This is a genomic window from Flavimobilis rhizosphaerae, assembly GCF_014852685.1.
In the GTDB taxonomy this organism is placed as follows: Bacteria; Actinomycetota; Actinomycetes; order Actinomycetales; family Cellulomonadaceae; genus Flavimobilis; species Flavimobilis rhizosphaerae.
Map to the genome: position 1 here is coordinate 122686 of NZ_JACZDF010000006.1, position 24574 is coordinate 147259.

Consider the following 24574-nt stretch of genomic DNA (forward strand, 5'->3'; position numbering starts at 1 on the left):
TCTGTGCTCGCTGTAAGTCCTCGACGGTCACGACGCGGTGCTGCGTCGTGCCGGTGCGTCCCCGTTCCACGGTGATGATCGGCGCAGGGCAGCGAAAGGATGAGCCGTCGCGGCCTCACAGGCGTACGGCTAGTGCGAGCCTACCTCGGACGGACCGGTGGGATCGTCGAGATCGTCCCTTTGCATGGTGCGCGAGCGGGATTGCCTCGGGCTCGAGGTCGGGGACGCCGGGCACCTCAGTTATCGCTGGACCTCCGTCACAGGCTCGCCGCACACGTCGCACTGCCGGACGTCGACGCTCTCGGTCAGCGTCTCGCCGTAGGTGCCGCAGAACTCGCACACCCAGGCTGCGAGGTGTTCTGGCCTCATGCGGGGACCTCCGGTCCGTCGTAGGTCGATGACCAGCCGCGCAGCACGCTGTGGAGGTAGGCGCGCCGGCCGTCGGGAGGATCGCCGAGGAGTGATCCGAGGTCGTCGGCGACGGCCGCGAGCGCCTTGCGGGACTGGCCGGTGGCGAGCTCGCCGAGCAGCGCGAGCATGAGGTCGCTCGCGGGCCATGCCTCGACGATGCTGCGCGCCTTGCCGAACTTGTGCCGGAGGAACCGGTCGGAGAAGGTCCACGACGTCATGTGGACCGGGGTGCGGTCCGCCTGCGTGAGCAACCGGCAGGCGCGCCGCACGGACTCGCTGGGCGCGTGGAACCGCGGGTCCGGACCGCCGAGTGCCGGGACGAGCGCTTCCGCGTCGTCCTCCTCGACGATCTGCAGGAGCACGCACGAGGAGGCGTACCACTCGGGGGAGACGATGCTCATCGTCGCCGCGACGCCGTCGACGAACGCGGTGAGCGCGCTCGCGAACGTGACGGGGTCGTCGTCCTCGTCGAGACTCACCCGGTGCATGTAGACGGTCGACGGCGCTCCCGTGAGCTCGTCGAGGTACGGGTGGACCGCGACCTGGACGAGCCGGTCGCCGGGTTCGCGCGCCAGACGCTTGGCAAGGAGTCCCATCAGGCCTCCTCGTCGGCCGGCGTATGGAGGGCCTCGACCCATGACGTGAGCTGGTGGGAGGCGGAGACGAGGCTCGCGCGCTGGACCTCGAACGCGAGCCCGTCGTGCTCCGGGACGTGCGCGTCGAGAGCCTCGACGACCGAGCACTCGACGGTGACATCAAGATGTGTCGAGGCGACGAACGCGACGGTGATGCCGCCCTCGGGGATCTCGACCGCCGGCACCGTGACCTCGGGATGCTGGTCGGCTGCAGCCCTGAGGTAGGCCTCCGCAAGGCGGGTGAGCCCGGCCGTCGGGATCCTGCGCCCGAGGTAGCAGACGAGCCTGTCGGGGGAGAGCATCTCGATGTCGACGAGCAGTCTCCCCTCCGGGCCTGTCGGCCTGCTCCACGGGTCCGGCACCGGGACGAGCCCGAAGGCTGCTCCCGCCGGCGAGACGAGTCGCCCTGCCATTCCAATGTCACCCATGTCTGACTCCCTGAGGGTTGTGCGTGACGGTGGTCCCCGGCGCCGGGTCCCTGTTCCGGCGCCGTGGATCTCCCACCGTGGTGCTGCCGACCGTATCGGCAGCCACCGACATTCGGTCACGGGAGACGGGAAGCTCACCCGGCCCGAGGGGAACTCGCACCACCGCCGCAGGCTGGTCCGTGAATGTCGGTGGCTGCCGCTACGTTCGTCGTTAGGGCTCTCAGGGACCCTCGCCGGCCGGGCCGCGGTAGCGCGGCCCGGCCGGCCCGGGCACGGGGAGGTCGACGATGAGCAGCACCGACGCGAGTGAGCGGCCTGAGTCCGTCCTGCCGTGGGGCGAGACGGACGAGTGCCCCGTCTGCGAGGCGGCTGGCGCCGTCTGTCGGTACGCGTACGGCCTGGTCGTCCCGCCCGACGGCATGTCCCTCGAGGACTACGGGCTGATGCTCGAGCGGCAGCGGGTCGTTCTCGCCGGCTGCGACGTCCGGCGTGGTCTCGCGTACGTCTGCCGTACCTGTGGCTCGACGTTCGACGAGCATGGACTCGTCGTCGACGAGCAGCCGAGCCACCCCGGGCAGGTCGGCGCGGCTCCCGCGCGGCCGCCTGCGTCGCCGGGCCCGGACGGTGCTGGTGCCCCGGGTGCGGTCCGACGCGTCGTCTCGCGTCGTTCCGTTCGCACCCGTCGGCGCGGCTGAGCCGTCGCGGACTGCTGCCGCCGCAGCACGCGTGCGGTTGCACCGGCGTGGGGGGGCAGGCGCGGAGCCCACAGCGTGGCGGCTCGTGTCACACCGCGTCGGTTGCCCACAGGAAGGGTGCGAAAGCAGGTTGTCCACAGGTGCCCTGCAGCGGCTGCTCCGGCGCCATATGTTCCGGGGATGAGCTCGCCCACACCGCCGTCGAACCCGCCCGTCCGCCAACCACCACCTCCCGATCCTCCGGCTCCTCCGGCTCCTCCGAGCGACCCGAGCCTGCAGTTCGCACCGCCCACGTCATTCGCACCGCCCACGCCACTCGCACCACCCGCGTCGACTGTGTCTGCCCCGACAGTGACGCCGACGCTCGCACCCGGCATCCCGACGACGGCGAACGACTGGCTGAACGGCCCGCCGGGCCTCCCGGCCCCGCACCTGGGCCGGACCCGCCAGCAGCGCCTTGCCGTTGCGACCGTCCTCGTCCTCGTGCTCGCCGGCATCATCGTCGCTCTCACCCTGCTCAACCGGCCGCGGACGGCGACCGTTGGGTCGGACTCCGCAACGGAGCGACTCGCTGACGCGTCGGTGACGACACGCGCGATGACGCTCACCGACACGATCATCACTGCGAACGGTCGGGGTGACGCGAGCGCGACGTGCGATCTCGTGACGCACCGGCTCGCGCTTTACCTCAGCGGCTTCACGACGACGTGCGAGGACACCGTCGATTGGTGGTGGCTCGACAAGGAACCAGCGTTCGCGCCGATCGACGTGCATCCCGGCGACGTCCGTGCCGATGCGCGACACCCCGGTCTCACCATCGTGCGCGTCCCGCCCGAACGTGCCCCGTCAGGGCCGCCCGAGGGGAACGTCTACCTGCTCGTCGAGCAGGACGGCACGCTGCTCGTCGACGCGGCGCTCGGAGGGTGGGAGGCCCCGCTCGACGAGCTGCTGCGCGAGCAGAAGGCCAACGACGAGCTCGACAAGGACCGCCAGGACGTCGACCCGCGCCGCCCGGCTCCGACCGGCTGAGCCTCGGCGCCGCCGTCGGGACCATGCGCCCGGGGGCGGTGACGAGCCGGTCAGGGGACATCACCGCGACGTCGCCGCGCGGCCACCTGCCGAGAGTCGGTGGCTGCCGCTACGTTCCTCGTGAGGGCTCAGGGACCCTCGCTGGCCGGGCCGCGGGCGCGCGGCCCGGCCGAGCGGACAGGAGACCCCGATGAACGAACCTCTTCTCAGGCTGCGCAGCCTCACCCTGCGCGCGACCCGCACCGAGGTCGGCGGTGTCGACCTCCACGGCACGGACTACCGGGACGGCGAGGACTACGAGTACCACCACGCGGTCCCGGCCGACGGAGTCGCGCAGCTGCACGCCGCGCTCGGCGGCGACCCGGACCGTGACGTCCTCGAGCTCCTGCGCATCTTTGCGCCCGTGCTCGTCGCCACGGGGGAGGGCCGCTGGCTCGAGGCGCACGACGTGCCCTTCGAGCGCTTCACGTGGGGGGTGCCCGTCTCGTCGGTCCGGGGCATCAGCCTCGTCGAGCGCGCCGGGCTCATCGCGCTGCACGCCCATGCCGGGCAGGTCGACAAGCTCGGCGTCGACTACATCGAGCACCCGCGCGCCGTCGCCGCACGGTTCGACCCTGTCGAGCAGGAGGCCGAGCACGTCGCTGCTCTCCTCCACGACGTCGTCGAGGACTCGTCGATCACGCCCGACGACCTGCGCCTCGCAGGCATTCCCGATGACGTCGTCGACGCGGTCGTGCTCCTCACCCGGACCCCCGAGGTCGCGGCCGACGACTACTACCGCGCCATCCGCGCGAACGAGCTGGCCAGACAGGTCAAGCTCTCGGACATCGCGCACAACACCGACCCGGCGCGCACCGCGAGCCTCACGACATCCGAGCGGGAATGGTTCGCGCAGAAGTACGCCCACGCCCGCGAGATGCTCGGGGCGTGAGCACCCCGGGCTCAGCCCGGTGCGCCGGGGCGGTCAGCTCGTCCGCGGGTGCCAGAGAACGCCCGAGGCGATCCGCTCGACGGCGCGTGCGACGGTCCGTTCGCGAGTCTCGCCAGGGGCGGCCGTGACGACCCGGTGGAGCACCGCGTACCGGTTCGCGGCATCGAGGCCCGCGAAGGCCTCGGCGGCGCCGGACCGCGCGGCGAGCGCCGCCGCGAGGTCCTCAGGCACCTCGATCGTCGCCGAGCCCGCGTACGCGCGGTCCCAGCGGCCGTCCGCGCGCGCCGCGTCGACCTCGGCGCGGCCACGAGCACGCATGCGCCCTTCGGCCTCGAGCCGCGCGACGTGCTCGACGTTGCGCGCCGACCACATGGACCGGCGCCGGCGGGGCGTGAAGCGTTGCAGGAAGACGGCCTCGTCGAACGACCGCTTCTGCCCGTCGATCCAACCTGAGCACAGCGCGACGTCGAGGGCCTGCGCGTACGTGAGACTCGTCGGCGTCGTTGTTCCCTTCTTTGCGAGCGCGAGCCACACCCCGTCGGACGTGCCCTCGTGCGCCTCGAGCCACGTCCGCCACGCTGCGACGTCCGGGACGACGAACGGTTCAGGTGCTCCGACTGCTGGCATGCGGGTCTCCTCGTGCGTTGCTGCTCCCCGGTCGAGCGTAGTGAGGTGCCCCGCGCACCAGAGGTGCGGATGCACCCTGCACGGCTCCGTGGGACGGTGAGGAGCCGCCGACGAACGGAGCACACCATGGACGTCACCTCGGTCCCCGCCCTCGACCTCGAGCGCTACCTCGGCCTCTGGTACGAGATCGGTCGCCTGCCGATGAAGCACGAGGACGACACCGCCCGCGACGTCACCGCCGAGTACACGCTCGACGACGACGGCCACGTGCGCGTCGACAACAGGTGTCTCGACGCCGACCGCGAACCCGTGCAGGCGCTCGGCAAGGCCACCCCGGACCCGGCGCACCCCGGCCGGCTCGAGGTGACGTTCCTGCCCGCCGGGCTGCGATGGATCCCGTGGACGAGCGCCGACTACTGGGTGCTGCGCATCGCCGACGACTACGGGACCGCGCTCGTCGGCTCACCCGACCGCAAGTTCCTCTGGCTCCTGGCACGTGCCCCGCACATCGACGGCGCTGTCGAGTCCGACTTCCTCGGGACGGCACGCGCGCAGGGGTTCGACCTGGAACCGTGGATCCGGACGCCGCAGTCGGGCAGCCGAGTGACCGACGCGCAGCTCGCTGACTGACCGCGCGAGGACCGCCCCGACGTGTCATGACGTCGTGGCGGTGACACGCTCGTCGGTAGGTGCACCACGGCGTGACGCTGGGACGACGGGCTCCGGGCGGCGGCACGGGACCTAGGGACCACGTTCACACGGCGACGTGCCGATATGTATGAGATCTAGGAAGAAGGACGGCACCGACGGCGTCCGACCGCGGCCGCCATGCCGATGCCGTCTCGCGTGGGGCGCAACGGCGCGCCCCCCGACGTGGGAGGTTGGCATGGCCACGTACGTGCACCGGTTCGCTGACGGCGGCAAGGACGACAAGGACCTGCTCGGCGGCAAGGGGGCGAACCTTGCCGAGATGGTGAAGATCGGCCTGCCGGTCCCTCCAGGTTTCACGATCACGACGGAGGCGTGCCGCGCCTACATGCGCGACGGCGTCGTACCTCCCGAGCTGCGGGTCGAGGTGACGATGGCGGTCCGCGAGATCGAGGACGCGTTCGGCCGCCAGCTGGGCGACGTGCGGGATCCGCTGCTCGTCTCGGTGCGGTCGGGCGCGAAGTTCTCGATGCCGGGGATGATGGAGACGGTCCTCAACGTCGGGCTCAACGACGCGTCCGTGCGGGGCCTGGCAGAGATGGCGGGCGACGAACGCTTCGCGTGGGACTCCTACCGGCGGCTCGTGCAGATGTTCGGTCGCACCGTGCTCGGCCTCGACGGGGACCTCTTCGCGGACGCGCTCGACACGCTCAAGGCGGAGCGTGGCGTGACGAGCGACGTCGACCTCACGGCCGACGACCTCCGGGGGCTCGTCGCGACGTACAAGGCGCTCGTCCTCGAGCACTCGGGCCGCGAGTTCCCGCAGCATCCGCGCGAGCAGCTCGACATGGCGATCGAGGCGGTCCTCGACTCGTGGAACACGGACCGCGCGCGGCTCTACCGGCGTCGGGAGCGGATCCCGGACGCCCTCGGCACGGCCGTCAACGTGTGCACGATGGTCTTCGGCAACCTCGGCGAGGACTCAGGCACGGGCGTGTGCTTCACGCGCGACCCTGCGACGGGCCACTCGGGCGTGTACGGCGACTACCTGCCAAACGCGCAGGGGGAGGATGTCGTCGCCGGCATCCGCAACACGTTCCCGCTCGCGCACCTCGAAGAACTCGACCCGACGTCGTACCGCGAGCTGCTCGCGGCGATGCGTAAGCTCGAGACGCACTACCGCGACCTGTGCGACATCGAGTTCACGATCGAGCGCGGCAAGCTGTGGCTCCTGCAGACCCGCGTCGGCAAGCGCACGGCGGCCGCGGCGTTCCGGGTCGCGACGCAGCTCGTCGACGAGCACCTCATCACGCTCGACGAGGCGATCTCCCGCACCACCGGCGAGCAACTCACGCAGCTGATGTTCCCGCAGTTCGACAGGTCGGGGGAGACGACGCTCCTCACGCGAGCGATGGCGGCGTCGCCAGGTGCGGCGGTCGGCGAGATCGTCCTCGACAACGCGCAGGCCGAGGCCCGCGCAGCCGAGGGTGCGAGCGTCATCCTCGTGCGGCGCGAGACGAACCCCGACGATCTTCCGGGCATGGTTGTCGCGGCCGGCGTCCTCACGGCGCGCGGCGGCAAGACGTCGCACGCGGCGGTCGTCGCCCGCGGCATGGGCATCTGCGCGGTCGTCGGCGCGGACAAGCTCGACGTCGATCTCACGGCCCGCGAGGTGCGGGTCGACGGGCAGGTGCTGCGCCCTGGGGACGTTATCGCGATCGACGGGTCGACGGGTGAGGTGTTCCTCGGCGAGGTGCCGGTCATGGACTCGCCCGTCATGCGTTACCTGTCCGACGGTCTCGACGCGGGGCTCGCGGCAGCGCCCGACGACGCGACGCGCGAGCTCGTCGTCGCCGTCGACCGCATCCTCGAGCACGCGGACAGCGTCCGCACCATGGAGGTGCGGGCAAACGCGGACTCGGCGGACGACGCGCTGCGGGCGCGGGCGCGCGGCGCGCAGGGCATCGGCCTGTGCCGTACCGAGCACCAGTTCCTCGGCGAGCGGCGCCACTTCGTTGAGGCCGTCGTCCTCGCCGAGAGCGACGAGGAACGTGAGGCGGCGCTCGCGGACCTGCTGCCGCTGCAGCGCGGGGACTTCGTCGGGCTGCTCGAGGCGATGGACGGGCTGCCGACGACGATCCGGCTCATCGACCCGCCGCTGCACGAGTTCCTGCCGGACCTCACGGAGCTCTCGGTCAAGGTCGCGCTCGCGGAGCGCGACGGCGGCGCGGACCCGCGCGACGTGAAGATCCTCGGGGCAGTGCGGCGCATGCACGAGCAGAACCCGATGCTCGGCCTGCGCGGTGTGCGGCTGGGCCTGAAGATCCCGGGGCTGTTCGCGTTGCAGATCCGGGCGGTCGCGGAGGCGACCGTCGAGCTGCGGGAACGTGGCTTCGACCCGCGTCCGGAGATCATGGTGCCGCTCGTCGGGTCGGTGCGGGAGATGCACCTCGTCCGTGAGGAGGCGCTCGGCATCCTCACAGAGATTGGTCGGGGCTCGGGTCATCTGCTCGACCTGCCGGTCGGTTGCATGATCGAGCTGCCGCGGGCGGCGCTCACGGCGCACCGGATCGCTGAGGAGGCGGACTTCTTCTCGTTCGGCACGAACGACCTCACGCAGACGACGTGGGGCATGTCGCGCGACGACGTCGAGGGCGCGTTCTTCCACGACTACCTCGACAACGGCGTCCTGACGATCTCCCCGTTCGAGACGATCGACGCGCTGGGCGTCGGAGCGCTCGTCCGGGTGGGTGTCGAGGGTGGGCGGTCGACGAAGCCTGAGCTGAAGATCGGGGTGTGCGGCGAGCACGGCGGTGACCCGGAGTCGATCCGGTTCTTCCAGGGCGCAGGCCTTGATTACGTGTCGTGCTCGCCGTTCCGGGTGCCCGTCGCGCGGCTCGAGGCGGCGCGCGCGGCGGTCGAGGCGGGCGGCGACGCGACGCTCTGAGCCGCGGTCGCCAGCTCTCGGGGCCGCGCTGGTCCTCTGGTCGCTCACCGACCCCAGTGGTCCGATAGCCGATCCGTGCACGTGACGTGCACGGATCGGCTATCGGCACAGCGGAGGGCGTCGTCCAGGCCCGGGCCTGGACGTTCGATAGCCGATCCGTACGCCTGAGGCGTGCAGATCGGCTATCGAGGGTGCGTCAGGCCTGTGCCCGGCGGTAGCCGGCGAGGACCGCGTCGATGACCTCGCCCGTGCGCAGCGCGGTCCGGCCCGTGCTGGGTGCCGGGCCGCCGTGGCCCGTGAGCTCGTCGACGATGAGCTGGATGAGCGGCTGCTGCACGTGCTCGGGGTACGGCGCCTGGATCTCGCGGTCGACGCCGCCGACACGCACCCGGATCGGAGCCTCGCCAAAGCACGGGAACCGCACCGAACCCCGTGTGCCGTGGAGCACGATCTCGTCGGTGCGCTCGGCGTCGTCGTACGCCCACGTGCCCGTGCCGACGGCGCCCGACGCCCAGCGGAACGCCGCGACGACGTGGTCCTCGGCCGCCGACGTGCCGGTGACGTTCGTCGCGATGCCGTGGACCTCCTCGACCGGGCCGAGCACGTGGTCGAGCCAGTCGAGCGCGTGCGAACCGAGGTCGACGAAGAGCCCGCCGCCAGAGATCTCCGGCTGCAGGCGCCAGGGCTGGTGCTCGGGGTCTCCCGCGTCGCGCGGGGCAGTGTTGCGCACCGAGACCGTGCGGATCTCGCCGAGCTCGCCCGAACGCACGAGGTCCTCGACGATCTTGAAGCGCGGCATGGCCCGCCGGTAGTACGCGACGAACAGCGGCACTCCTGCGGCGTCGGCCGCGTCGATCATCGCGCGGCACTCGTCGGCCGTGCGCGCCATGGGCTTCTCGACGTAGACGGGCTTGCCGGCCGCGGCGACGCGGATCGCGTAGTCGGCGTGCGAGCCGGGCGGCGTCGCGATGTAGACGGCGTCGACCTCGGGGTCATGGATGAGCGCGTCGGCGTCGTCGTACCACCGCGGCACACCGTGCCGCGTCGCGTAGTCGGCAGCTTTCGCCCCGTCGCGACGCATGACGGCGACGAGCGAGGACCGCTCAGCCTTCTGGAAGCCGGGGCCGGACTTGTGCTCGGTGACGTCACCGACGCCGATGATGCCCCAGCGGATGTGCGAGAGAGGTGCGGTCATGCGGCAACGGTAGCGGTTCCACCCACGACGGCGCGGGGCGCGCGGACGACGGGCGGGACGTCCCCCGTCACGCACCCTCCCGTCGCACGAGGTCGAGGTACGCGGCCGCGATCTCGCGATGCGCGTCGGCGACCTCGCCGCGCCGGTACGCGTCGAGGACGAGAGGGTCGACGTACGACGCGCGGGCGACAGCCGGGGTGTTGCCGAGGACGTCGGCGGTGAGCCGCACCGCGTCGCGGATCGCCCGCTCCTGGTCCCGCGGGTCCTCGAGCGGCCCCGCGAGCGCGAGCTCGTGCGCGGCGGTCGCCGAGCCCAGGAGCGTGCGCAGGTCCTTCGTCGTCGCATCGGTCCCGGTGACCTCCCGGACGTACGCGTTGAGCTCGGCCGAACGTAGCGGCCGCCAACGGCGGCCGTCGCGGTACGCGACGAGGCGTGCTCGGGCTGACCTGTCGCGCTGGAGCGAGCGCACCGCGACCGCGAGGTCGTGGTCGGTCGCGCTCACGTGCCAGTGCATGCCGCTCTTGCCGGGGAAGTCGAGCGTCACGGTGTCGGCGTCGACGGTCGCGTGGCGGACGTCGAGCGTCGTGAGACCGCGGTGGCCCGTGACGACCGTGTGCCGCGCGTCGCCCACGCGGATGCCGACCGTGTCGACGAGCCGGAACCCGACGGCGAGCGCGCGCTCGCGGCTCGCAGGTTCAGCGCCGAGGTCACGGCGCACGCGCCGGCGGGCGCGGGGGAGCGAGGCGGCGAGATCGGGCAGGCGTGCGAACTTCTCCGCGTCGTGCGCCTCGATCCACGCCGGGTGGTAGATGTACTGGCGTCGTCCAGCGCCGTCGACGCCCGTGACGAGAACGTGGCTGCGCGGGTCCGGCGCGATCCACACGTCGGTCCAGGCGGGCGGGATCGCGAGTCCGTCGAGGCGCGCGATCGTCTCCGGTTCGGAGATCCTGTCGCCCTCGGAGTCGACGTAGAAGAAGCCCTTGCCGGCTCCGCGGCGTCCCCAGCCCGGTGCGCGCAGGTCGGCGCGGACGAGCCGTGCCATGTCAGTGCTCGCGCAGGAGGTCGACGAGCTCGGCCTTGCGGAGGCGGGAGTACCCGCTGAGCCCGAGCTCCTTGGCACGAGCGCGCAGCTCGGGCACGGTGCGCTTCTCGTAGTCCTCGGCGGCGCCGCCACGACGGCCGACGCTCGAACGTCCGTCGCGCGCGGCTGCGTTGGAGATGCGCGCGGCCTTCTCCTTCGACGCGCCGTCGTCGACGAGCTTCTCGTAGAGCTCGGGGTCCTTGAGCTGGGGTGTCTTCGTGCGTGGCATGTCGACCTCCGGTCCTCGGGGTGTCCCTCGTGGGTGCGAGCGTCCTCTCATCGTCGGCACGGCGGAGTCTGCGCGCCACCCGAGCGTGCGGATGCAGGTCGCGCAGGTGGGCCCTAGCGTGGTGAGGACGGCGCGTGCCGTCCCGGCACGCGTTCTGCCTGACGACGACGGGAGCACGACATGACCGAGGAGAACCAGGCCTTCCCCGCGCAGCAGCAGGAGCCGCCGGGCCTCACGGCGCCCATGGAGCCGCAGCCGGACCACGGGGAGACGTCGTACACGGGGCACGGGCGCCTCGACGGGATGCGGGCGCTCATCACGGGCGGCGACTCCGGCATCGGGCGGGCGGTCGCGATCGCGTATGCGCGGGAGGGCGCCGACGTCGCGATCTCGTACCTGCCCGAGGAGCAGGAGGACGCGGAGGAGACGGCACGGTGGGTCGAGCGGGTGCAGCGCAGGTGCGTGCTCGTCCCGGGTGATCTCACCCAGGAGGACGTGTGCCGGCAGACGGTCGAACGCGCGGTCGAGGGCCTGGGCGGGCTCGACGTCCTCGTCAACAACGCCGGTTACCAGATGGCGCGCCGCGACTCGGTCGCGGACGTGACGACGGACGACCTCGACCGGGTGATGCGCACGAACCTCTACGCGCTCGTGTGGCTCGTGCAGGCTGCTTTGCCACACCTGGAGAGCGGGTCGAGCATCATCAACGTCTCGTCGATCCAGGCGTACCAGCCGTCGAACGCGCTGCTCGACTACGCGTCGACGAAGGCGGCGATCAACAACCTCACGGTCAACCTCGCGGCCGAGCTCGGCCCGAAGGGCATCCGTGTCAACGCGGTTGCGCCGGGGCCGATCTGGACGCCGCTGCAGCCAGCCACGCAGCCGAACGAGAAGATCGAGCAGTTCGGGCTCGACACGCCGCTCGGACGTGCGGGGCAGCCTGCGGAGTGCGCTCCGGCGTTCGTCTTCCTCGCGTCGCCGCGCGACGCGAGCTACGTCTCCGGGACGGTGCTCGGCGTCACGGGCGGCAAGCCGGTGTTCTGAGACGGGGCACGCACGAGGGGCCCGGAACCACAAGGTTCCGGGCCCCTCGACGTGCGTGCGTCAGGCGTGCTGTCCGGTGTGGACGCCTTCGCCGATCTCCTCGACGAGCTTGTCGTTGAACGCTGGCAGGTCGTCGGGCGTGCGGCTCGAGACGAGCCCCTGGTCGACGACGACCTCTTCGTCGACCCACTCCGCGCCCGCGTTGCGCAGGTCGGTGCGCAGGCTCGGATACGACGTGAGTGTGCGGCCGCGGACGACGTCGGCCTCGACGAGCAGCCACGCACCGTGGCAGATGACGCCGACGGGCTTGCCCGCCGCGAAGAACGCGCGGGCGAGCTCGACGGCCGCCTCGTCGAGACGCAGGTGGTCGGCGTTGACGACGCCGCCGGGCAGGACGAGCGCGTCGTACTCGTCGGCCGAGGCCTCGCCGGTCGTCCTGTCGACGGGGTGCTCGTGGCCGTTCTTGCCGGTGATCGTGCCGGTCTCGGGGGCGATGAGGTGCGCGGTCGCGCCGTGCCCCGTGACCGCCTCCCACGGGCTCATGAGCTCGGAGTCCTCGAAGCCGTTCGTGGAGACGAACGCGATCTTCTTGCCGGTGAGATGTGACATGGTGCCTCCTTCTCTCGGGTTCTCCTCAAGGGTCTTCTACGCCATCACGGTCCGCTGGTCGGCGCCACCGGAGGCGTGGTCATGGTGGGCGGCGGCGTGTGACCGTCGTCGTCCCGGTGGAACGCGTGCGTGACCTTGTCCTTGAGCGCCGTCCCGGCGTCGCCGGCGACCTCGCCCACCTTCGCGCGGACGGCGGCGCCCGCGGCGCCCGCGGCTTCGGCAGCACGCTCCTTCGCGGTCTCGACGACGTCCTGGACGCGGTCGTCGTCGAGCACGGAGCGTGCCTTGGCCTTGATCTCCTCGTAGCGGGCGCGGCCCGCCCGGCTGCCGAGCACGTACCCGACCGCAGCACCCGCGAGGAACGTCATCTTCGAGCCCATGGGTTCGTCCTTCCGTCGTGTCCGGTGGCCTTCGCGGCCCTTCCCTCCATCGTGCGCCGCGCCTCGGCGGCGCGCATCTGGGCGGGTCGACGGCGGCACCCGGGTCGCGCGGTCGGTCGTCGCAGGTCATCATCGGTCCACGTCCGACGACGAAGGAGGGATCGATGGCAGGTGCGACGGTGCCGGCGGGCCCGGTGCGGGACGGCGTGGTGCAGGACGGCGGGGAGCGGGACGGCGCGGCCGGGCAGGTCTGGAGCGTCGTCGCGCTCGGCGCCGAGGGGCCGCGCGACGCGCGGGACCGCGCGCTCGAGCTGCTCGCCGACGTGAGCGACGTCGACGGGGTGCTCGCGGTCGCGGCGCAGTTGCCCGCGACCCTGCGTCCGGGCAGCGACGGGACGGTGGCGGTGTGGGAGCTGCTCGCGACGGTCGCGTCCCGCGACCTCGGGCTCGCGCGGGCGATCGAGCCGCACCTTGACGCGCTCGCGATTCTCGCCCAGGCGGGGCTCGCGCCCGACGACGTCGTGGCGGACGCTGCGCAGGCGTCGTGGGGCGTGTTCGCGGCGGAGGGGCCGGCGGCGACGCTCGCGGCGCGCGCCTCGGACGACGGGCGCGTCGTGCTGCTCGACGGGACGAAGCCGTGGTGCTCGCTCGCGGACCGGCTCGACGCGGCTCTCGTCACGGCGCGTGACGCAGCGGGGGAACGCCAGCTGTACGCGGTCGACCTGCGGCACGCGGGCGTCGGCGCGGCGGCCGAGAAGTGGGTCGCGCGCGGTCTCACGGAGATCCCGAGCACGGGCCTCGAGTTCACGGCGGTCCCGGCGGTCGCGGTCGGGGAACCCGGCTGGTACCTCGAGCGTCCCGGATTCGCGTGGGGCGGCGCGGGGGTTGCGGCGTGCTGGTACGGCGGGGCTGTCGGGCTTGCGCGCACGCTGCGCGAGCAGGTCGCGCGACGGTCGGACGCCGAGCTGCTCCTCATGCACCTGGGTGACGTCGACGAGCATCTGCACGCGGCGCGGGCAGTGCTCGGCGATGCGGCGCGCGAGGTGGCCGCGGGCCGTCCGACGCCCGTGACGTCCGCACGAGTTCGGGCCGTGGTCGCCCGCACGTGCGAGCGGGTGCTGCGGACGGCAGCGCACGCGCTCGGCCCTGCACCTCTCGCGCTCGACGCCGCTCACGCCAAACGGGTCGCCGATCTCGAGATCTACGTGCGTCAGCACCATGCGGAGCGTGACCTCGTGTCGCTGGGCCGCAAGAACCTCGCGACGGGGCCGTCGTGGTGACCTTCGACGCTGCCGAGCCCGGGACGGACGCGCGCGCGTGGGACGCGGCGCTCACGGCGCTGCCCGCGCTCGCGCTTCCGGCAGTCGACCGGGTCGTGGTCCTCGCGGCGCACGCGGACGACGAGACCCTCGGGGCGGGCGGCCTCCTCGCGCGGCTCGGCGCCTCGGGCGTGACGCTCGAGGTCGTGTGCGTGACGAACGGCGCGGCGTCGCACGCGGGCGTCGGGCGCGACGAGCTCGTCGCGACGCGGCGTGCCGAGCTCCGCGAGGCGCTCGACGTCCAGTGCCCGGGCGCGCAGGTCCACGTGCTCGACCACCCCGACGCGGCCACGGGCGCGCACCGTGCAGGGGTGCGCGCCGACCTCGCCCGGGTCCTCGACGCCGGGACGGGTGGCGCGCGGCTGCTCGTCGTCGCGCCGTGGCGCGGCGACGGGCATCACGACCACCGGGTTGTCGGGGAGGTCGCCGCTGAGCTCGCCGCGGAGCGTGGCGTGCACCTCTGGGAGTATCCGGTGTGGCTGTGGCACTGGGGCGACCCGGACGCCGGGCTGCCCGACGGTGCTCGCGCGCTGGTCCTGCGGGACGCGGAGGTCGTCGCGAAGATGCGGGCGCTCGGCGCCTACGAGTCGCAGACGATGCCGGACGCCACCGGGGCGGCCCCGGTGCTGCACGCCCGGTTCCTGCGGCACGTGGTGCGGGACGTCGAGACGTTCGTCGTCACGTCCGCCCGGGGCGCTGCCGACCGGCCCGAGCGGCTGGGCGCGGAGTACTTCACAGAGCTCTACGGTCGCCGGGAGGACCCGTGGCGGCTCGGCACGCGGTGGTACGAGCGGCGCAAGCGTGCGCTCACGGTCGCGAGCCTGCCGCGGGAGGACCTCGGTCGTGTGCTCGAGATCGGGTGCTCGCTCGGGCACCTCACGGTCGACCTGGCGTCACGGGCCCGGGAGGTCGTCGCGCTCGACGTCGCCGAGCGGGCCGTCGAGCAGGCACGGCAGCGCGTCGCGGACGCGGGCCTCGCCGACAGGGTCGACGTGCGGGTCGGCTCGGCGCTCGACACGCTGCCGGACGGGCCGTTCGACACCGTCGTCGTCTCCGAGGTGGGCTACTACCTCTCGCGCACCGACCTCGCGGACCTCGCGACCCGACTCCTGGGCGTGCTCGCACCGGCGGGGTGCGTCGTCACGTGCCACTGGCGCCACGACGTGCCGGAGTACCCGCTCACGGGTGACGACGCGCGGGACGTCCTGGCGCGCGGGCTCGGCTTGCCGCGGCTCGTCGAGCACGTCGAGGAGGACTTCGTCCTCGACGTCCTCGCCCGTGACCCGCGGTCGGTCGCGGCGCTCGAGGGGCTGACATGACGGCGACGGCGCGGGTGCGACGCGCGGAGGTCGTCGTGCCTGCGCACGACGAGGAGGGACTCGTCGGCCGGTGCGTCGAGGGTCTCGCGGCTGCCGTCGGGCACGCCCGCGCGCACGGGCTCGACGTGTGGGTGACGCTCGTCCTTGACGCGTGCCGCGACGCGACCGGCACGGTCGCGGCGGAGGCCGCGGCGCGCGCGGGCCTCGACCTCACGGTCGTGGAGCTCGACGCGTGCGCGGTCGGTCGCGCTCGCGAGGCGGGGGTCGCGGCGGTGCGCGCACGGCTCGCCCGCGAGGCTGCCGTCGCGGACGAGGAGGTGTGGCTGCTCCACACGGACGCGGACTCCGTCGTCGGGCACGACTGGATCGTCGAGCACGTGCGGCTCGCGGACGCGGGGGCCGACGTCGTCGTCGGAACCGTCCGTCCCGACCCTGCGGATCTCGGGCCTGAGCGGACGCGTGCGTGGGCCGCGACGCGCGTGCCCGGGCGGCCCAACGGGCACGTCCACGGCGCGAACCTCGGCCTGCGACTGTCTGCGCACGTCGCCGCCGGCGGCTTCGACCCGGTCGTCGCGCACGAGGACGTCGGGCTCGTCGCGCGGCTGCGTGCGCTGCCGGTGAGGATCGTCGCGTCGGACGTCGTCGACGTCCTCACGTCAGGCCGGACGGAGGGCCGGGCGCCGCACGGGTACGCGCAGTACCTGCGAGAGCGGTTCGCGTCGGCCGGTTCGGGCGCGCCGTCCTGAGGTGACGTGGTCGGGCGCGCGGGCCCCCGTGCGTGCTCGACCGGAGCGGGACGCAGTCAGAGCATCGCGGCCAGCGTGAGCGTCGCAAGGAGCACCGTGAGCGGTGCGACGAGCAGACCGAGCGCCATGTAGCCGCCCCAGCGGACGCTCACGCCGAGGCGCGTGAGGCGGTCGTGCCAGAGGAGCGTGGCGAGCGACGCCCACGGCGTGACGAGCGGCCCCGCGTTGACGCCGACGAGCAGCGCGACGAGGCGCGCGGGGGAGCCTGCGGCGGGCTCGAGGGCCAGGTAGGCAGGCAGGTTGTCGACGAGGTTCGCGCCGAGCATGCCGGTCACGGCGACGCGCAGCAGGTCGAGAGTGCCCTCGCCCTCGCCCGCGACGCGCGCGAGCCACGCGCCCAGGCCCGCCCCGTGGGCGGCCTCGAAGACGACGAAGAGACCGCTCACGAGCACGAGCGTCGGCCAGGGGACGAGGTTCCAGCGGAGAGCACCGGGTGTGCCGGGGGCGCCGCGCTCGCGGAGCGCGAACGCGACCGCGAGCACCGCCGCGGCGACGACGGCGGGGATCCACACGTCGACGCCCGAGACGAGCGCGGGCACGAGCAGCGTCACGGTGACGCCTGCGATCCGCAGGAGCACGGGGTCGCGGGGCTCGGGCGGGGTCTGCTCGGGGCGGTGGCGGCCCGTGAGCGCGCGGCGGAACAGGGCGAGCAGCACGAGCATGGGGACGACGGTCGCGACGAGAGCGGGCGCCCACGTGAGGCGCGCGAACGCGAGCGGGCTCGGGTCACCGAGCGCGTGCAGCGCGAGGAGGTTCGTGAGGTTCGACGTCGGCAGCCACAGCGAGCCCGCGTTGGCGAGCCACACGGTTGTGAGCGCGAACGGCAGGGGAGCGACGTCGACGTGCCGTGCGAGCACGACGACGACGGGGGTGAGAAGGACGGCGGTCGTGTCGAGCGACAGGAACGCGGTCGAGACGGCGCCCGCGACGACGACGAGACCCCACAACGCGAGCCTGCTGCCGCGGCCCCAGCGGGCGACGCGAGCCGCGACCGCGTCGAAGAGTCCCGCGCGGGCGGCGAGGTCGGTGACGACCGTCATGCCGACGACGAACGCGAGGACAGGGCCGACGCGTGCGGCGAGATGGGCGACGTCCGCCGACGCGAGGACACCCGTGGCGACAAGGACCGCGCCGACGGCGAGCAGGGCGAGGCCCGTCAACGTCGTGCGCATGGGTGCTCCGGTTCTCGGATGGGAGTGCCCGTCGGGCGGGCGGTCGGGGTGATGCTAGTCGCCTGGGTTCGTGGTGCTGCACGTCTGCCTGGGCGGAGGTGCTTCCGCGGCGACGTCTCCCGGCTGGTGTCTCGGGGCCGTGCGCAGAGCACCGTCCGCGAGCAGGTAGGATCTTCCGCGTTCGGAGCCACGGCTCCGCGGGGCTGTGGCGCAGCTGGTAGCGCACCTGCATGGCATGCAGGGGGTCAGGGGTTCGAGTCCCCTCAGCTCCACCCCATGTGATGAGTCGGGACGTCGTTCATCGATGGCTCGCGTCACCGTTCATCGTTCGAGCGCTCGGCCATCGGCCGGGCTCTGTGCCCCAGGATGCTTCAGTGCGAAGCGTCCAGGTGCTCACCGGTCACGGGGTGGGCGACGGACCCGAAGAATCTCGCACGATGAGTCGCGGAGCCACGACCTCGACGCGCGCGGGACCGCCGCCGAGCAGATCGGTGAGGATGGCCAAGGCGCGTTGGCCCATCTCGTGGCGTGGCTGATCAACCGAGGTCAGGCGAGGGCGAAGAAGTTCGGTGAGCTCGGTGTTGTCATAGCCGACGACACCGAGGTCCCCGGGCACACTGATGCCCGCGTCGAGGGCGGCCCCGAGGAGGCGCGCCGCGCGGGTGTCGTTCGAAGCGAAGACTGCGGTGGTGGCACCGGCTCGCACGGAGGCGATCACAGTGTCGGTGTCATCACAGACGAGGTGTGGCGCGGGAAGATCGAGCGCGGTCATCGTCGCGTGGAAGGCGGCGCGTCGTGCCTGCGAAGCGGGCCGATGAGAACCCGCCAGGTGCGCAATACGCGTGTGCCCGAGCCGTGCCAGGTGCTCGACGGCAAGGTGCGCACCCACTTCGTCGTTGTTCCATACGGCGCCGACGGTGTCGGCGACCTGCGTGGTTCGGCCCACGACGACCACCGGTCCGCGCTGGGCAGCGTGTGCTAGCGCGTCGGGACTGAGCAGCGCTGAGACGACGATGACACCGTCGACACTGAGGTCCTGCAGGTGGCCGAGACGTTGTGCGAGAACCTTGGGATCGCGCTGACCGTGGCTGAGGACCGTGGTGAGCCCGGCGGCATCTGCTGCCCGCTCGATGCCCTCGACGATGTCGGTGTGATACGCCGAATGGAGGTCGTTGAGCAGAATGCCGATGACCTGGCTGCGCCCCGCAGCGAGAGCGCGGGCCCAGGTGTGGGATCGGTAGCCCAGGTCGTCGGCGATCGCCATGATGCGCGCCCGCGTCGTGGCACTGACGCCCGGCGCATCTCGCAGGGCAAGCGACACGAGGGACTTCGACACGCCGGCCGCTGCGGCGACGTCAACGATCGTGGGGCGATGAGAGCTCACGAGTGACGTTCTATCACGACGAGTAGAGCACCAAACCCGGGGGATGAGCGACCATTCTGCAACGTTCTGGAGCGTTCCAGTTCCGTTCACCTTCTCACTCTCAGGACGTCACGTCGCCGCTCTACGTTGACGACGGACCCGCACGAGAAAGAGGCCCAGGTTGCTCCACTCCACGCTCACTCCGCCCGGCACGTCACCCTCCGTCGGTACCTCGACGTCACAGGGCTCACTCGCTCGACCGCCGCGGGCGCTGCTCCTCGACTTTGGCGGAGTCATCTTCCTCACCGCGAAGAAACCCCAGGGCCGCGACGACTACGTTGCGCGCCTCGCCACGCTGCTCACCCGTGCGGGTCATGACATCGACCATGCGGTGCTGCGCCGGTCGCTCGATGCGGGCCTCACCGCGCTCAAGCACTGGAAGCACGCCTCCTCGCGTCGCCGAACCCCACGCGAGATGACCCACCGCGAGATCGTCGGTGACTTCCTCGCCTCGGATCTGCCTGCCGCAGCACGCGCAACACTCGTCGCCGAAGCCCACGGCGTACTCGAAATGCTCACCACAACCCTCTCCAGCCACGAGTTGCGCCCCGGCATCACCGACCTCGTTGCCACCGCGCGCGCCCACCACATCCCGCTCGTCATCGTCTCCAACGCCCACTCGGGCTCAAGTCACCGCGAGTTGCTCGCCGCGCACGGGCTCGGCAGCGCCTTCGCGGCCCAGATCTACTCAGACGAAGTCGGGATGCGCAAACCTCACCCAGACATGCTCCACCTCGCAGCGGAGGCCGCAGGAGTCGACATCGCCGACTGCTGGTACGTCGGTGACACCCTCGACCGGGACGTCGTCACCGGCCGTCGCGCCGGCGTGGGCGCAGTGTTCATCACCCGCTCCCAGCACTCAGACAATCCTCCGTTTGCAGTTGACGCAGCGCCCGACGCCATCTTCGACACCCCAGAGGGCCTTCTCGAGGCACTCACGCACGCACTCGCCTCTGCACCCCTCCAGGCCTCGCCCCGGGCACCAGAGCGCAGCCCAGCATCGCGCCCCACGCCTCGAGGACGGCCGGCTCTCTTCCTCGACCACGGGGGAGTGATCTCGGCATCCGAGGAAGACCCAGACCTGCTCACATCCTTCGCCGAACACCTCGCCGCACTTCTCACACACCCGACGGAGCCAGTGAGCGTCGATCATGCGCGCGCCCTTCTCACCGCAGCCAAGGACCGGCACCGCGCACTCAAACGCGGCCTCCGCCTCAACTACGACGCAGGCACCGCACCACTGCTCGAGGTCACCCCTGAGAGGTTCTGGACAGAACTCCTTGGCCGCGACCTCAGCGCCCGCCAGCGCGCCATCCTGCGCATCGAAGGCTTCGACCTCATGGCGCGCTACGGTCGCGCCAAGTCCCGGCGCACCCTGCGCCCCGGCGTCCGCGAGCTGCTCGTTACCGCACAGGATCTCGCGATGCCTGTCGTCGTCGTCTCCAACACCATCTCGGGGCGCGCCGTCCGCGCCGAGTGCGCAGCCCACGGACTGACCGACCTCATCGGTGCCTACGTGTGCTCTGACGAGCTGGGGCTTCGCAAACCCGAGCCCGCGATCCTCGCCGAGGCCCTGCAGATCGCCCGAGCCCACCCGGGGCTCAGCTGGTTCGTCGGTGACAAACCCGACAACGATGCGCGCGTCGCTCTCACCCACCGCATCGCGCATCGCGTCCTCGTCCGCGGCGGCTCCACGCCGGACCCCGAGCTCGACACCGCGCTCGCCTCAGGCCTCGCCACCGTCGTCGCCAGCAACCTCAGCGCCGTCAGCGACCTCGTGCGCGCACACCACGGCCTCGTTCACCCACGCCTCGCCGTGGGTGCCTGACCACAGCAGGAGAGCTGCGTCGCACGACCGAGTGCACCTGCTGCCACCCCGACCACCGTTGACCCCACGTCCAACGCGAAGGAACCATGATGACCACCACTTACGAGCGCGCAGGCACTCTGCGCGGCAGCACCGAACCCGGCGCCAACGATCTCCAGATGCCCCAAAAGCTCATGATCTTCGTGCTCTCGATGGCACTGTTCGGCCTGGCGAACGTCGTCCTGGAGATCATCCCTGACGTCACCATCGGCCCGATCGACGTCTCGGTGGCCTACTTCGTCTTCGTGCCACTGGTGATGGTGGCGCTCCTCAACCCCTTCTGGGCCGCCCTCGGCGCCCCGCTCGGCGAGATCATCTTCACCGACCTCCTCATGGGAGACTTCTCTGGTCTCGGTGAGGTTGAGGGCTTCATCCAGATGTTCCTGGCGCTCTACGCCGCTGGGAGCCTCATCCGCAACCCGCGATCCAAGCCGCAGATCTTCCTGGGCGCCCTCACCGTCGTGGCCATCGACAAGTTCCTCTCCGCGGCAGTCGACCTCACGAAGGTGTACATCGGCGTCGAAGACGCCGAACTCGTCGAAGGTCTGCCCCAGTCGATCCTCGCCATCGAAGGAATCGGCTTCGGTGTCGACCTGCTCGTCTCCGGCATCCTGTTCGGAGCTCTCCCCGCCATGTGGCTCATTCCGGCCCTGCACGGCAAGCTTGAGCCCCTCCTCGGTCTGCGCCCACGCGTGCCCGGTGAACCCGTCCCCGGCGGCGCGCACAAGGGTTGGTTCGTCGGTGTTGCTGTGCTGCTCGCCGCGTCCTCCTTCTTCTTCGCCTTCCTCGAAGCCTGGGACATCGAGCTCGGCGCCGTCGATGGTGACTTCCGCGACCAGTACGGCGATGGCTTCCTCTGGGTGAGCGTCGCGGCCCTCGTCGTCCTGCTCGGCACCGCTCTGGGCCTTGCGCGCCGCCAGCGTCAGGCACGTGAACGGGCACTGGCCAGCACCCGCCCCACCGACCCGGCACAGTCCGCGCCCACCGAGCGCAGCTGAAGACGCGAACGTCGGCCCGCACCCCGTGCGGGCCGACGCAGCCGTCGACTCACCAGACTCTGGACTCCGAGGTGGCACGCATGACCGCACAACCTGACAACATCATCCGGATCGAGAACCTCAGTTTTCGCTACCCCGGTGCCGCGCAGGACACGCTGCGCAACGTGAATCTCACCGTTGCTCGGGGCGACTTTGTCGCCATCATCGGAGGCAACGGCTCAGCCAAGACGACGCTGTGCAAGACGCTCAACGGACTCGTCCCGCACTACTGGTCAGGGGAGTTCGCGGGGACCGTGGAGGTCGACGGCATCGACACCTGGACGTCCTCGGTGGCTGAGCTCTCCCACCGCGTGGGCTACGTCTACCAAGATTTCTCCAACCAGCTGGTGCGGCCGACGGTCGCCGACGAAGTGCGGTTCGGCCCGGTGAACTTCGGCCGCGCCGATCTTGCCGAGCGAGCTGACGACACCCTGGCACGCCTGGGAATCGTGGAGCTGTCACAGAAGTTTGTGTGGCAGCTGTCCGGCGGACAGGCTCATCTCACCGCGCTCGCCTCCGTGCTCTCGCTGGAGCCCACAATCCTTGTCGTCGACGAGCCGGTCGCTGAGCTCGACCCGCAGCGCGCCGAAATCCTCTACGAGCGTCTCACCGAACTCAACCAGCAGCACGGGATCACGATCATCACGATCGAGCACCACGCGGAGTTCATTGCCCGGTATGCACGCTCGGTCGTCCTCATGGCTGAGGGCACCCCAGTGTGGCATCTTCCCATCGACGACGCGCTCGGCCGCCTCGCTGAACTCGAGAAGCATGGGATTCCCGCCCCCCAGACCTACGTCGCTGCGCGTGCGCTCGGTGTTGAAGCGATTCCACGGACCGTCACGGAGGCCGTCAGCGCAATCGCGGGCGCGGGCCTCCAGCCCTCTCCACAGTGGCCCGGCCACGCCCATGCTCTCGACGCCGCACGCCGCGGACACGTCCGCGGCGACGTCGTCGTGCGCGCCGTGGACGTCTCTCACGGCTATCGCTCCGTGCACGGTCACGTCGAGGAGGTGCTGTCGCACGTCGATCTCGACCTGCACGACGGCGACCGGATCGCGCTCGTCGGGGGGAACGGAGCTGGAAAGTCGACCCTCATGCGCTTGCTCGCCGGGATCACCGTGCCTCGCAGCGGCAACCTCTTTCACGGTGGCACCAACACGCGTTCAGAGCCTGCACCGCGCTTGGCCGAGTATGCGGCCTACCTCCACCAGCACCCAGAACTCATGTTCCTCAAGGGAACGGTGCGCGACGACGTGGCACTCTTTCCGCGAGAGCGTCGGCACCCAGGCGCCGACACCCTCGTCGACCGGATTCTCTCCCGCGTGCGCCTGACCGAGTTCGCTGACCGCGACGCACGTGGCCTCTCGGGCGGGCAGCAACGGCGGGCCACCTTGGCGATCGGCCTCGCCATGCGTCCGACGGTGCTGTTGCTCGACGAGCCAACCTCGTCCCTCGACGTCTCCTCCCGAGACGATGTCACGCACATGCTCGAGGCCCTCGCCGACTCCATCCGTTGCACGGTGGTGGCCACCCATGACATGCATCTGGTGGCTGAGTGGGCCAACCGAGTGATCGTCTTGGACCGGGGTCGCATCGTGTGTGACACGAGCCCGCGCGACCTCTTCTCCAACCCCGAGATCCTCATGGCGAGCCGTCTCGTCGCGCCCGAGGTGACCCGCATCGGTCACGGGTTGGGACTTTCCCCGGTTCCGCTCACGGTCGCTGAGCTGCAGACCGCATTCGGTCGCGATGGGACCCCGTCCGCACCAGGGCCGGATCCCGACCTCGCAACGGCCGCCGCGACCCGCGCGCGGTCGGGTGCAGCTTCCGTGGTGCCGTCGGCCGGGAAGCTCCACGACGAGTCTCTTTCACGAAGGCAGGCATGATGCGCCAGCAGCACGACGTCCTCTCCGTCGAGTGGATCAAACTCGAGCTCATTCGGACTGCCTATGCCACGCGCGGGGGCATGTTCGCTGCTCTCGACCCGCGCGCAGTGATTGTGTGGTACCTCGTCATGGCACTCGCCCCGTGGCTCACGCACAACCTCACGGTGCTCGCGGTGCTCTTCGCCATGGGTGTCGTCTCCGTCGTGCTCGCCCGCGTCGGTCCGCTCATTCTGGGCCTGTTTGTGTTCGGGCTCGTCGCCGAGAGCGTGTATCTGCTGCTTGCGGCATGGTGGTTCGGTGGTGACGGCGCCACTGTCGTCGCCCTTGTGGAACTCACCTTGAAACTTGGTGCGGTGTCCCTGGCGTCGATGGCTGCGTTCGTTTCCCTTGACCCAGAAAAGCTGTCCGATGCGCTCTTGGCTTTCCGCATGCCAGCGATGGTGGCCTTCGGAGTCTCTTATGGCTATCGCATGTTGCCGATCATGATCGAGCAGTTCTCTACGGTGTTCGAGGGTTATCGCCTGCGGTCGGCGCCGGTGTCGTCCCGCGGAATTCTCGGCTGGCGAGTCGGCGTGCAGTGGGCTCGGTTAGCGGTGCTGGCTTTCTATCCCATCTTTCTCAACACCGCGAAGTCGGTGCGGACGACGGTGGAGTCGCTCGAGACCCGCGGCTTCACCTTCGCGCAGATCGACGGACGCGGCCGCGAGATTCGAGTGGGGTACCTGCGGTACCGCGTGCGGGACGTGGCCTTGCTCGCGGTGACGCTGGGGCTCATCGTCCTGGCCTTTGTCGCTGGTGCCGAGTTCCCAGTGCATCGCTGAGGTTGTCCCGCTCGGGACTTCTGCCCGGACAG

Annotated in this window: 24 protein-coding genes and 1 tRNA gene; 14 read left to right on the plus strand and 11 right to left on the minus strand. The window is 71.2% G+C overall.

Annotated elements, in window-relative coordinates; genetic code table 11:
• Nucleotides 1–240: 240 nt before the first annotated feature.
• From IGS67_RS14195 to IGS67_RS11235, 3 genes are read right to left on the minus strand one after another with little or no spacing between them, the layout of a single operon-like run.
• Nucleotides 241–369 carry a hypothetical protein gene (locus tag IGS67_RS14195; protein ID WP_268888788.1) on the minus strand — a complete coding sequence of 43 codons (129 nt, stop codon included), beginning with the start codon at nt 367–369 and terminating at the stop codon, nt 241–243.
• Nucleotides 366–1007: a hypothetical protein gene (locus IGS67_RS11230; protein WP_192280999.1), complete on the minus strand. Its 642-nt coding sequence runs from the start codon at nt 1005–1007 to the stop codon at nt 366–368. Before IGS67_RS11230 ends, IGS67_RS14195 begins: the two co-directional genes overlap by 4 nt.
• A complete protein-coding gene (locus tag IGS67_RS11235; RefSeq protein WP_192281002.1) occupies nt 1007–1474 on the minus strand; it encodes a hypothetical protein in 468 nt (155 codons plus the stop codon). Before IGS67_RS11235 ends, IGS67_RS11230 begins: the two co-directional genes overlap by 1 nt.
• Before the next feature lie 287 nt (nt 1475–1761).
• On the opposite strand from IGS67_RS11235, the gene IGS67_RS11240 reads away from it, so the two are divergent.
• The 3 genes from IGS67_RS11240 to IGS67_RS14040 all read left to right on the plus strand — a co-directional run bounded on the left by IGS67_RS11240 (nt 1762) and on the right by IGS67_RS14040 (nt 4129).
• Nucleotides 1762–2169 (plus strand): hypothetical protein, encoded by a 408-nt coding sequence (locus IGS67_RS11240; protein WP_192281005.1) that lies wholly within the window; start codon nt 1762–1764, stop codon nt 2167–2169.
• Between the two features lie 336 nt (nt 2170–2505).
• Nucleotides 2506–3198, plus strand: a complete 693-nt coding sequence (locus IGS67_RS11245; protein WP_192281008.1) for a hypothetical protein — start codon at nt 2506–2508, stop codon at nt 3196–3198.
• A 190-nt stretch (nt 3199–3388) separates the two neighbouring features.
• Nucleotides 3389–4129: a hypothetical protein gene (locus tag IGS67_RS14040; protein WP_235978098.1), complete on the plus strand. Its 741-nt coding sequence runs from the start codon at nt 3389–3391 to the stop codon at nt 4127–4129.
• Nucleotides 4130–4162: 33 nt separating this feature from the next.
• Here the strand turns inward: IGS67_RS14040 and IGS67_RS11255 are convergent, their stop codons facing one another.
• Entirely contained in the window at nt 4163–4756 is a 594-nt protein-coding gene (locus tag IGS67_RS11255) for a YdeI/OmpD-associated family protein (protein WP_192281010.1), read from the minus strand.
• A gap of 126 nt (nt 4757–4882) precedes the next feature.
• Here IGS67_RS11255 and IGS67_RS11260 point away from each other — a divergent pair, with 126 nt between their 5' ends.
• Entirely contained in the window at nt 4883–5386 is a 504-nt protein-coding gene (locus tag IGS67_RS11260; RefSeq protein WP_192281012.1) for a lipocalin family protein, read from the plus strand.
• Nucleotides 5387–5642: 256 nt separating this feature from the next.
• Entirely contained in the window at nt 5643–8351 is a 2709-nt protein-coding gene (gene ppdK, locus IGS67_RS11265; RefSeq protein ID WP_192281014.1) for a pyruvate, phosphate dikinase, read from the plus strand.
• A gap of 196 nt (nt 8352–8547) precedes the next feature.
• Here ppdK and IGS67_RS11270 read toward each other — a convergent pair whose 3' ends face one another.
• From IGS67_RS11270 to IGS67_RS11280, 3 genes are all read right to left on the minus strand, one after another.
• On the minus strand, nt 8548–9546 hold the full coding sequence (locus IGS67_RS11270; RefSeq protein ID WP_192281016.1) for a Gfo/Idh/MocA family protein: 999 nt from the start codon (nt 9544–9546) through the stop codon (nt 8548–8550).
• 67 nt (nt 9547–9613) lie between these two features.
• Nucleotides 9614–10588 carry a DNA topoisomerase IB gene (locus tag IGS67_RS11275; RefSeq protein WP_192281018.1) on the minus strand — a complete coding sequence of 325 codons (975 nt, stop codon included), beginning with the start codon at nt 10586–10588 and terminating at the stop codon, nt 9614–9616.
• A gap of 1 nt (nt 10589) precedes the next feature.
• The gene (locus IGS67_RS11280) at nt 10590–10856 is read right to left on the minus strand and encodes a DUF7218 family protein (protein WP_192281023.1); all 267 of its coding nucleotides are present in this window, start codon (nt 10854–10856) and stop codon (nt 10590–10592) included.
• Nucleotides 10857–11036: 180 nt separating this feature from the next.
• Here IGS67_RS11280 and IGS67_RS11285 point away from each other — a divergent pair, with 180 nt between their 5' ends.
• Nucleotides 11037–11900: an SDR family oxidoreductase gene (locus IGS67_RS11285; RefSeq protein WP_192281026.1), complete on the plus strand. Its 864-nt coding sequence runs from the start codon at nt 11037–11039 to the stop codon at nt 11898–11900.
• A gap of 60 nt (nt 11901–11960) precedes the next feature.
• Here IGS67_RS11285 and IGS67_RS11290 read toward each other — a convergent pair whose 3' ends face one another.
• Together IGS67_RS11290 and IGS67_RS11295 are read right to left on the minus strand one after the other, a co-directional pair.
• Nucleotides 11961–12509 (minus strand): type 1 glutamine amidotransferase domain-containing protein, encoded by a 549-nt coding sequence (locus IGS67_RS11290; protein WP_192281028.1) that lies wholly within the window; start codon nt 12507–12509, stop codon nt 11961–11963.
• Between the two features lie 44 nt (nt 12510–12553).
• Entirely contained in the window at nt 12554–12889 is a 336-nt protein-coding gene (locus IGS67_RS11295; protein WP_192281030.1) for a YtxH domain-containing protein, read from the minus strand.
• A 164-nt stretch (nt 12890–13053) separates the two neighbouring features.
• Here IGS67_RS11295 and IGS67_RS11300 point away from each other — a divergent pair, with 164 nt between their 5' ends.
• From IGS67_RS11300 to IGS67_RS11310, 3 genes are read left to right on the plus strand one after another with little or no spacing between them, the layout of a single operon-like run.
• Complete coding sequence (locus IGS67_RS11300; protein WP_192281031.1) at nt 13054–14169, plus strand: acyl-CoA dehydrogenase family protein; 1116 nt, start codon at nt 13054–13056, stop codon at nt 14167–14169.
• Nucleotides 14163–15527, plus strand: a complete 1365-nt coding sequence (locus IGS67_RS11305) for a PIG-L family deacetylase (protein ID WP_192281033.1) — start codon at nt 14163–14165, stop codon at nt 15525–15527. The genes IGS67_RS11300 and IGS67_RS11305 overlap by 7 nt, the downstream gene beginning before the upstream one ends.
• On the plus strand, nt 15524–16273 hold the full coding sequence (locus IGS67_RS11310; protein WP_192281035.1) for a glycosyltransferase: 750 nt from the start codon (nt 15524–15526) through the stop codon (nt 16271–16273). The genes IGS67_RS11305 and IGS67_RS11310 overlap by 4 nt, the downstream gene beginning before the upstream one ends.
• 56 nt (nt 16274–16329) lie before the next feature.
• Here IGS67_RS11310 and IGS67_RS11315 read toward each other — a convergent pair whose 3' ends face one another.
• Nucleotides 16330–17505, minus strand: a complete 1176-nt coding sequence (locus IGS67_RS11315) for an SLC13 family permease (protein WP_192281037.1) — start codon at nt 17503–17505, stop codon at nt 16330–16332.
• Between the two features lie 199 nt (nt 17506–17704).
• On the opposite strand from IGS67_RS11315, the gene IGS67_RS11320 reads away from it, so the two are divergent.
• Nucleotides 17705–17777: transfer RNA gene (locus tag IGS67_RS11320), tRNA-Ala, on the plus strand.
• Between the two features lie 128 nt (nt 17778–17905).
• Here the strand turns inward: IGS67_RS11320 and IGS67_RS11325 are convergent.
• Nucleotides 17906–18979 (minus strand): LacI family DNA-binding transcriptional regulator, encoded by a 1074-nt coding sequence (locus IGS67_RS11325; RefSeq protein WP_210767278.1) that lies wholly within the window; start codon nt 18977–18979, stop codon nt 17906–17908.
• Nucleotides 18980–19049: 70 nt separating this feature from the next.
• Between IGS67_RS11325 and IGS67_RS11330 the strand changes: the two genes are divergently transcribed.
• From IGS67_RS11330 to IGS67_RS11345, 4 genes are all read left to right on the plus strand, one after another.
• Nucleotides 19050–20756, plus strand: a complete 1707-nt coding sequence (locus tag IGS67_RS11330) for an HAD family hydrolase (protein ID WP_192281039.1) — start codon at nt 19050–19052, stop codon at nt 20754–20756.
• 89 nt (nt 20757–20845) lie between these two features.
• Nucleotides 20846–21793, plus strand: coding sequence for a cell division protein FtsQ (locus IGS67_RS11335; RefSeq protein ID WP_192281042.1), 948 nt, complete (start codon nt 20846–20848; stop codon nt 21791–21793).
• Between the two features lie 80 nt (nt 21794–21873).
• Entirely contained in the window at nt 21874–23721 is a 1848-nt protein-coding gene (locus IGS67_RS11340) for an ABC transporter ATP-binding protein (protein ID WP_192281045.1), read from the plus strand.
• On the plus strand, nt 23718–24542 hold the full coding sequence (locus IGS67_RS11345; protein ID WP_210767279.1) for an energy-coupling factor transporter transmembrane component T family protein: 825 nt from the start codon (nt 23718–23720) through the stop codon (nt 24540–24542). The genes IGS67_RS11340 and IGS67_RS11345 overlap by 4 nt, the downstream gene beginning before the upstream one ends.
• The last annotated feature ends 32 nt before the right edge of the window (nt 24543–24574 follow it).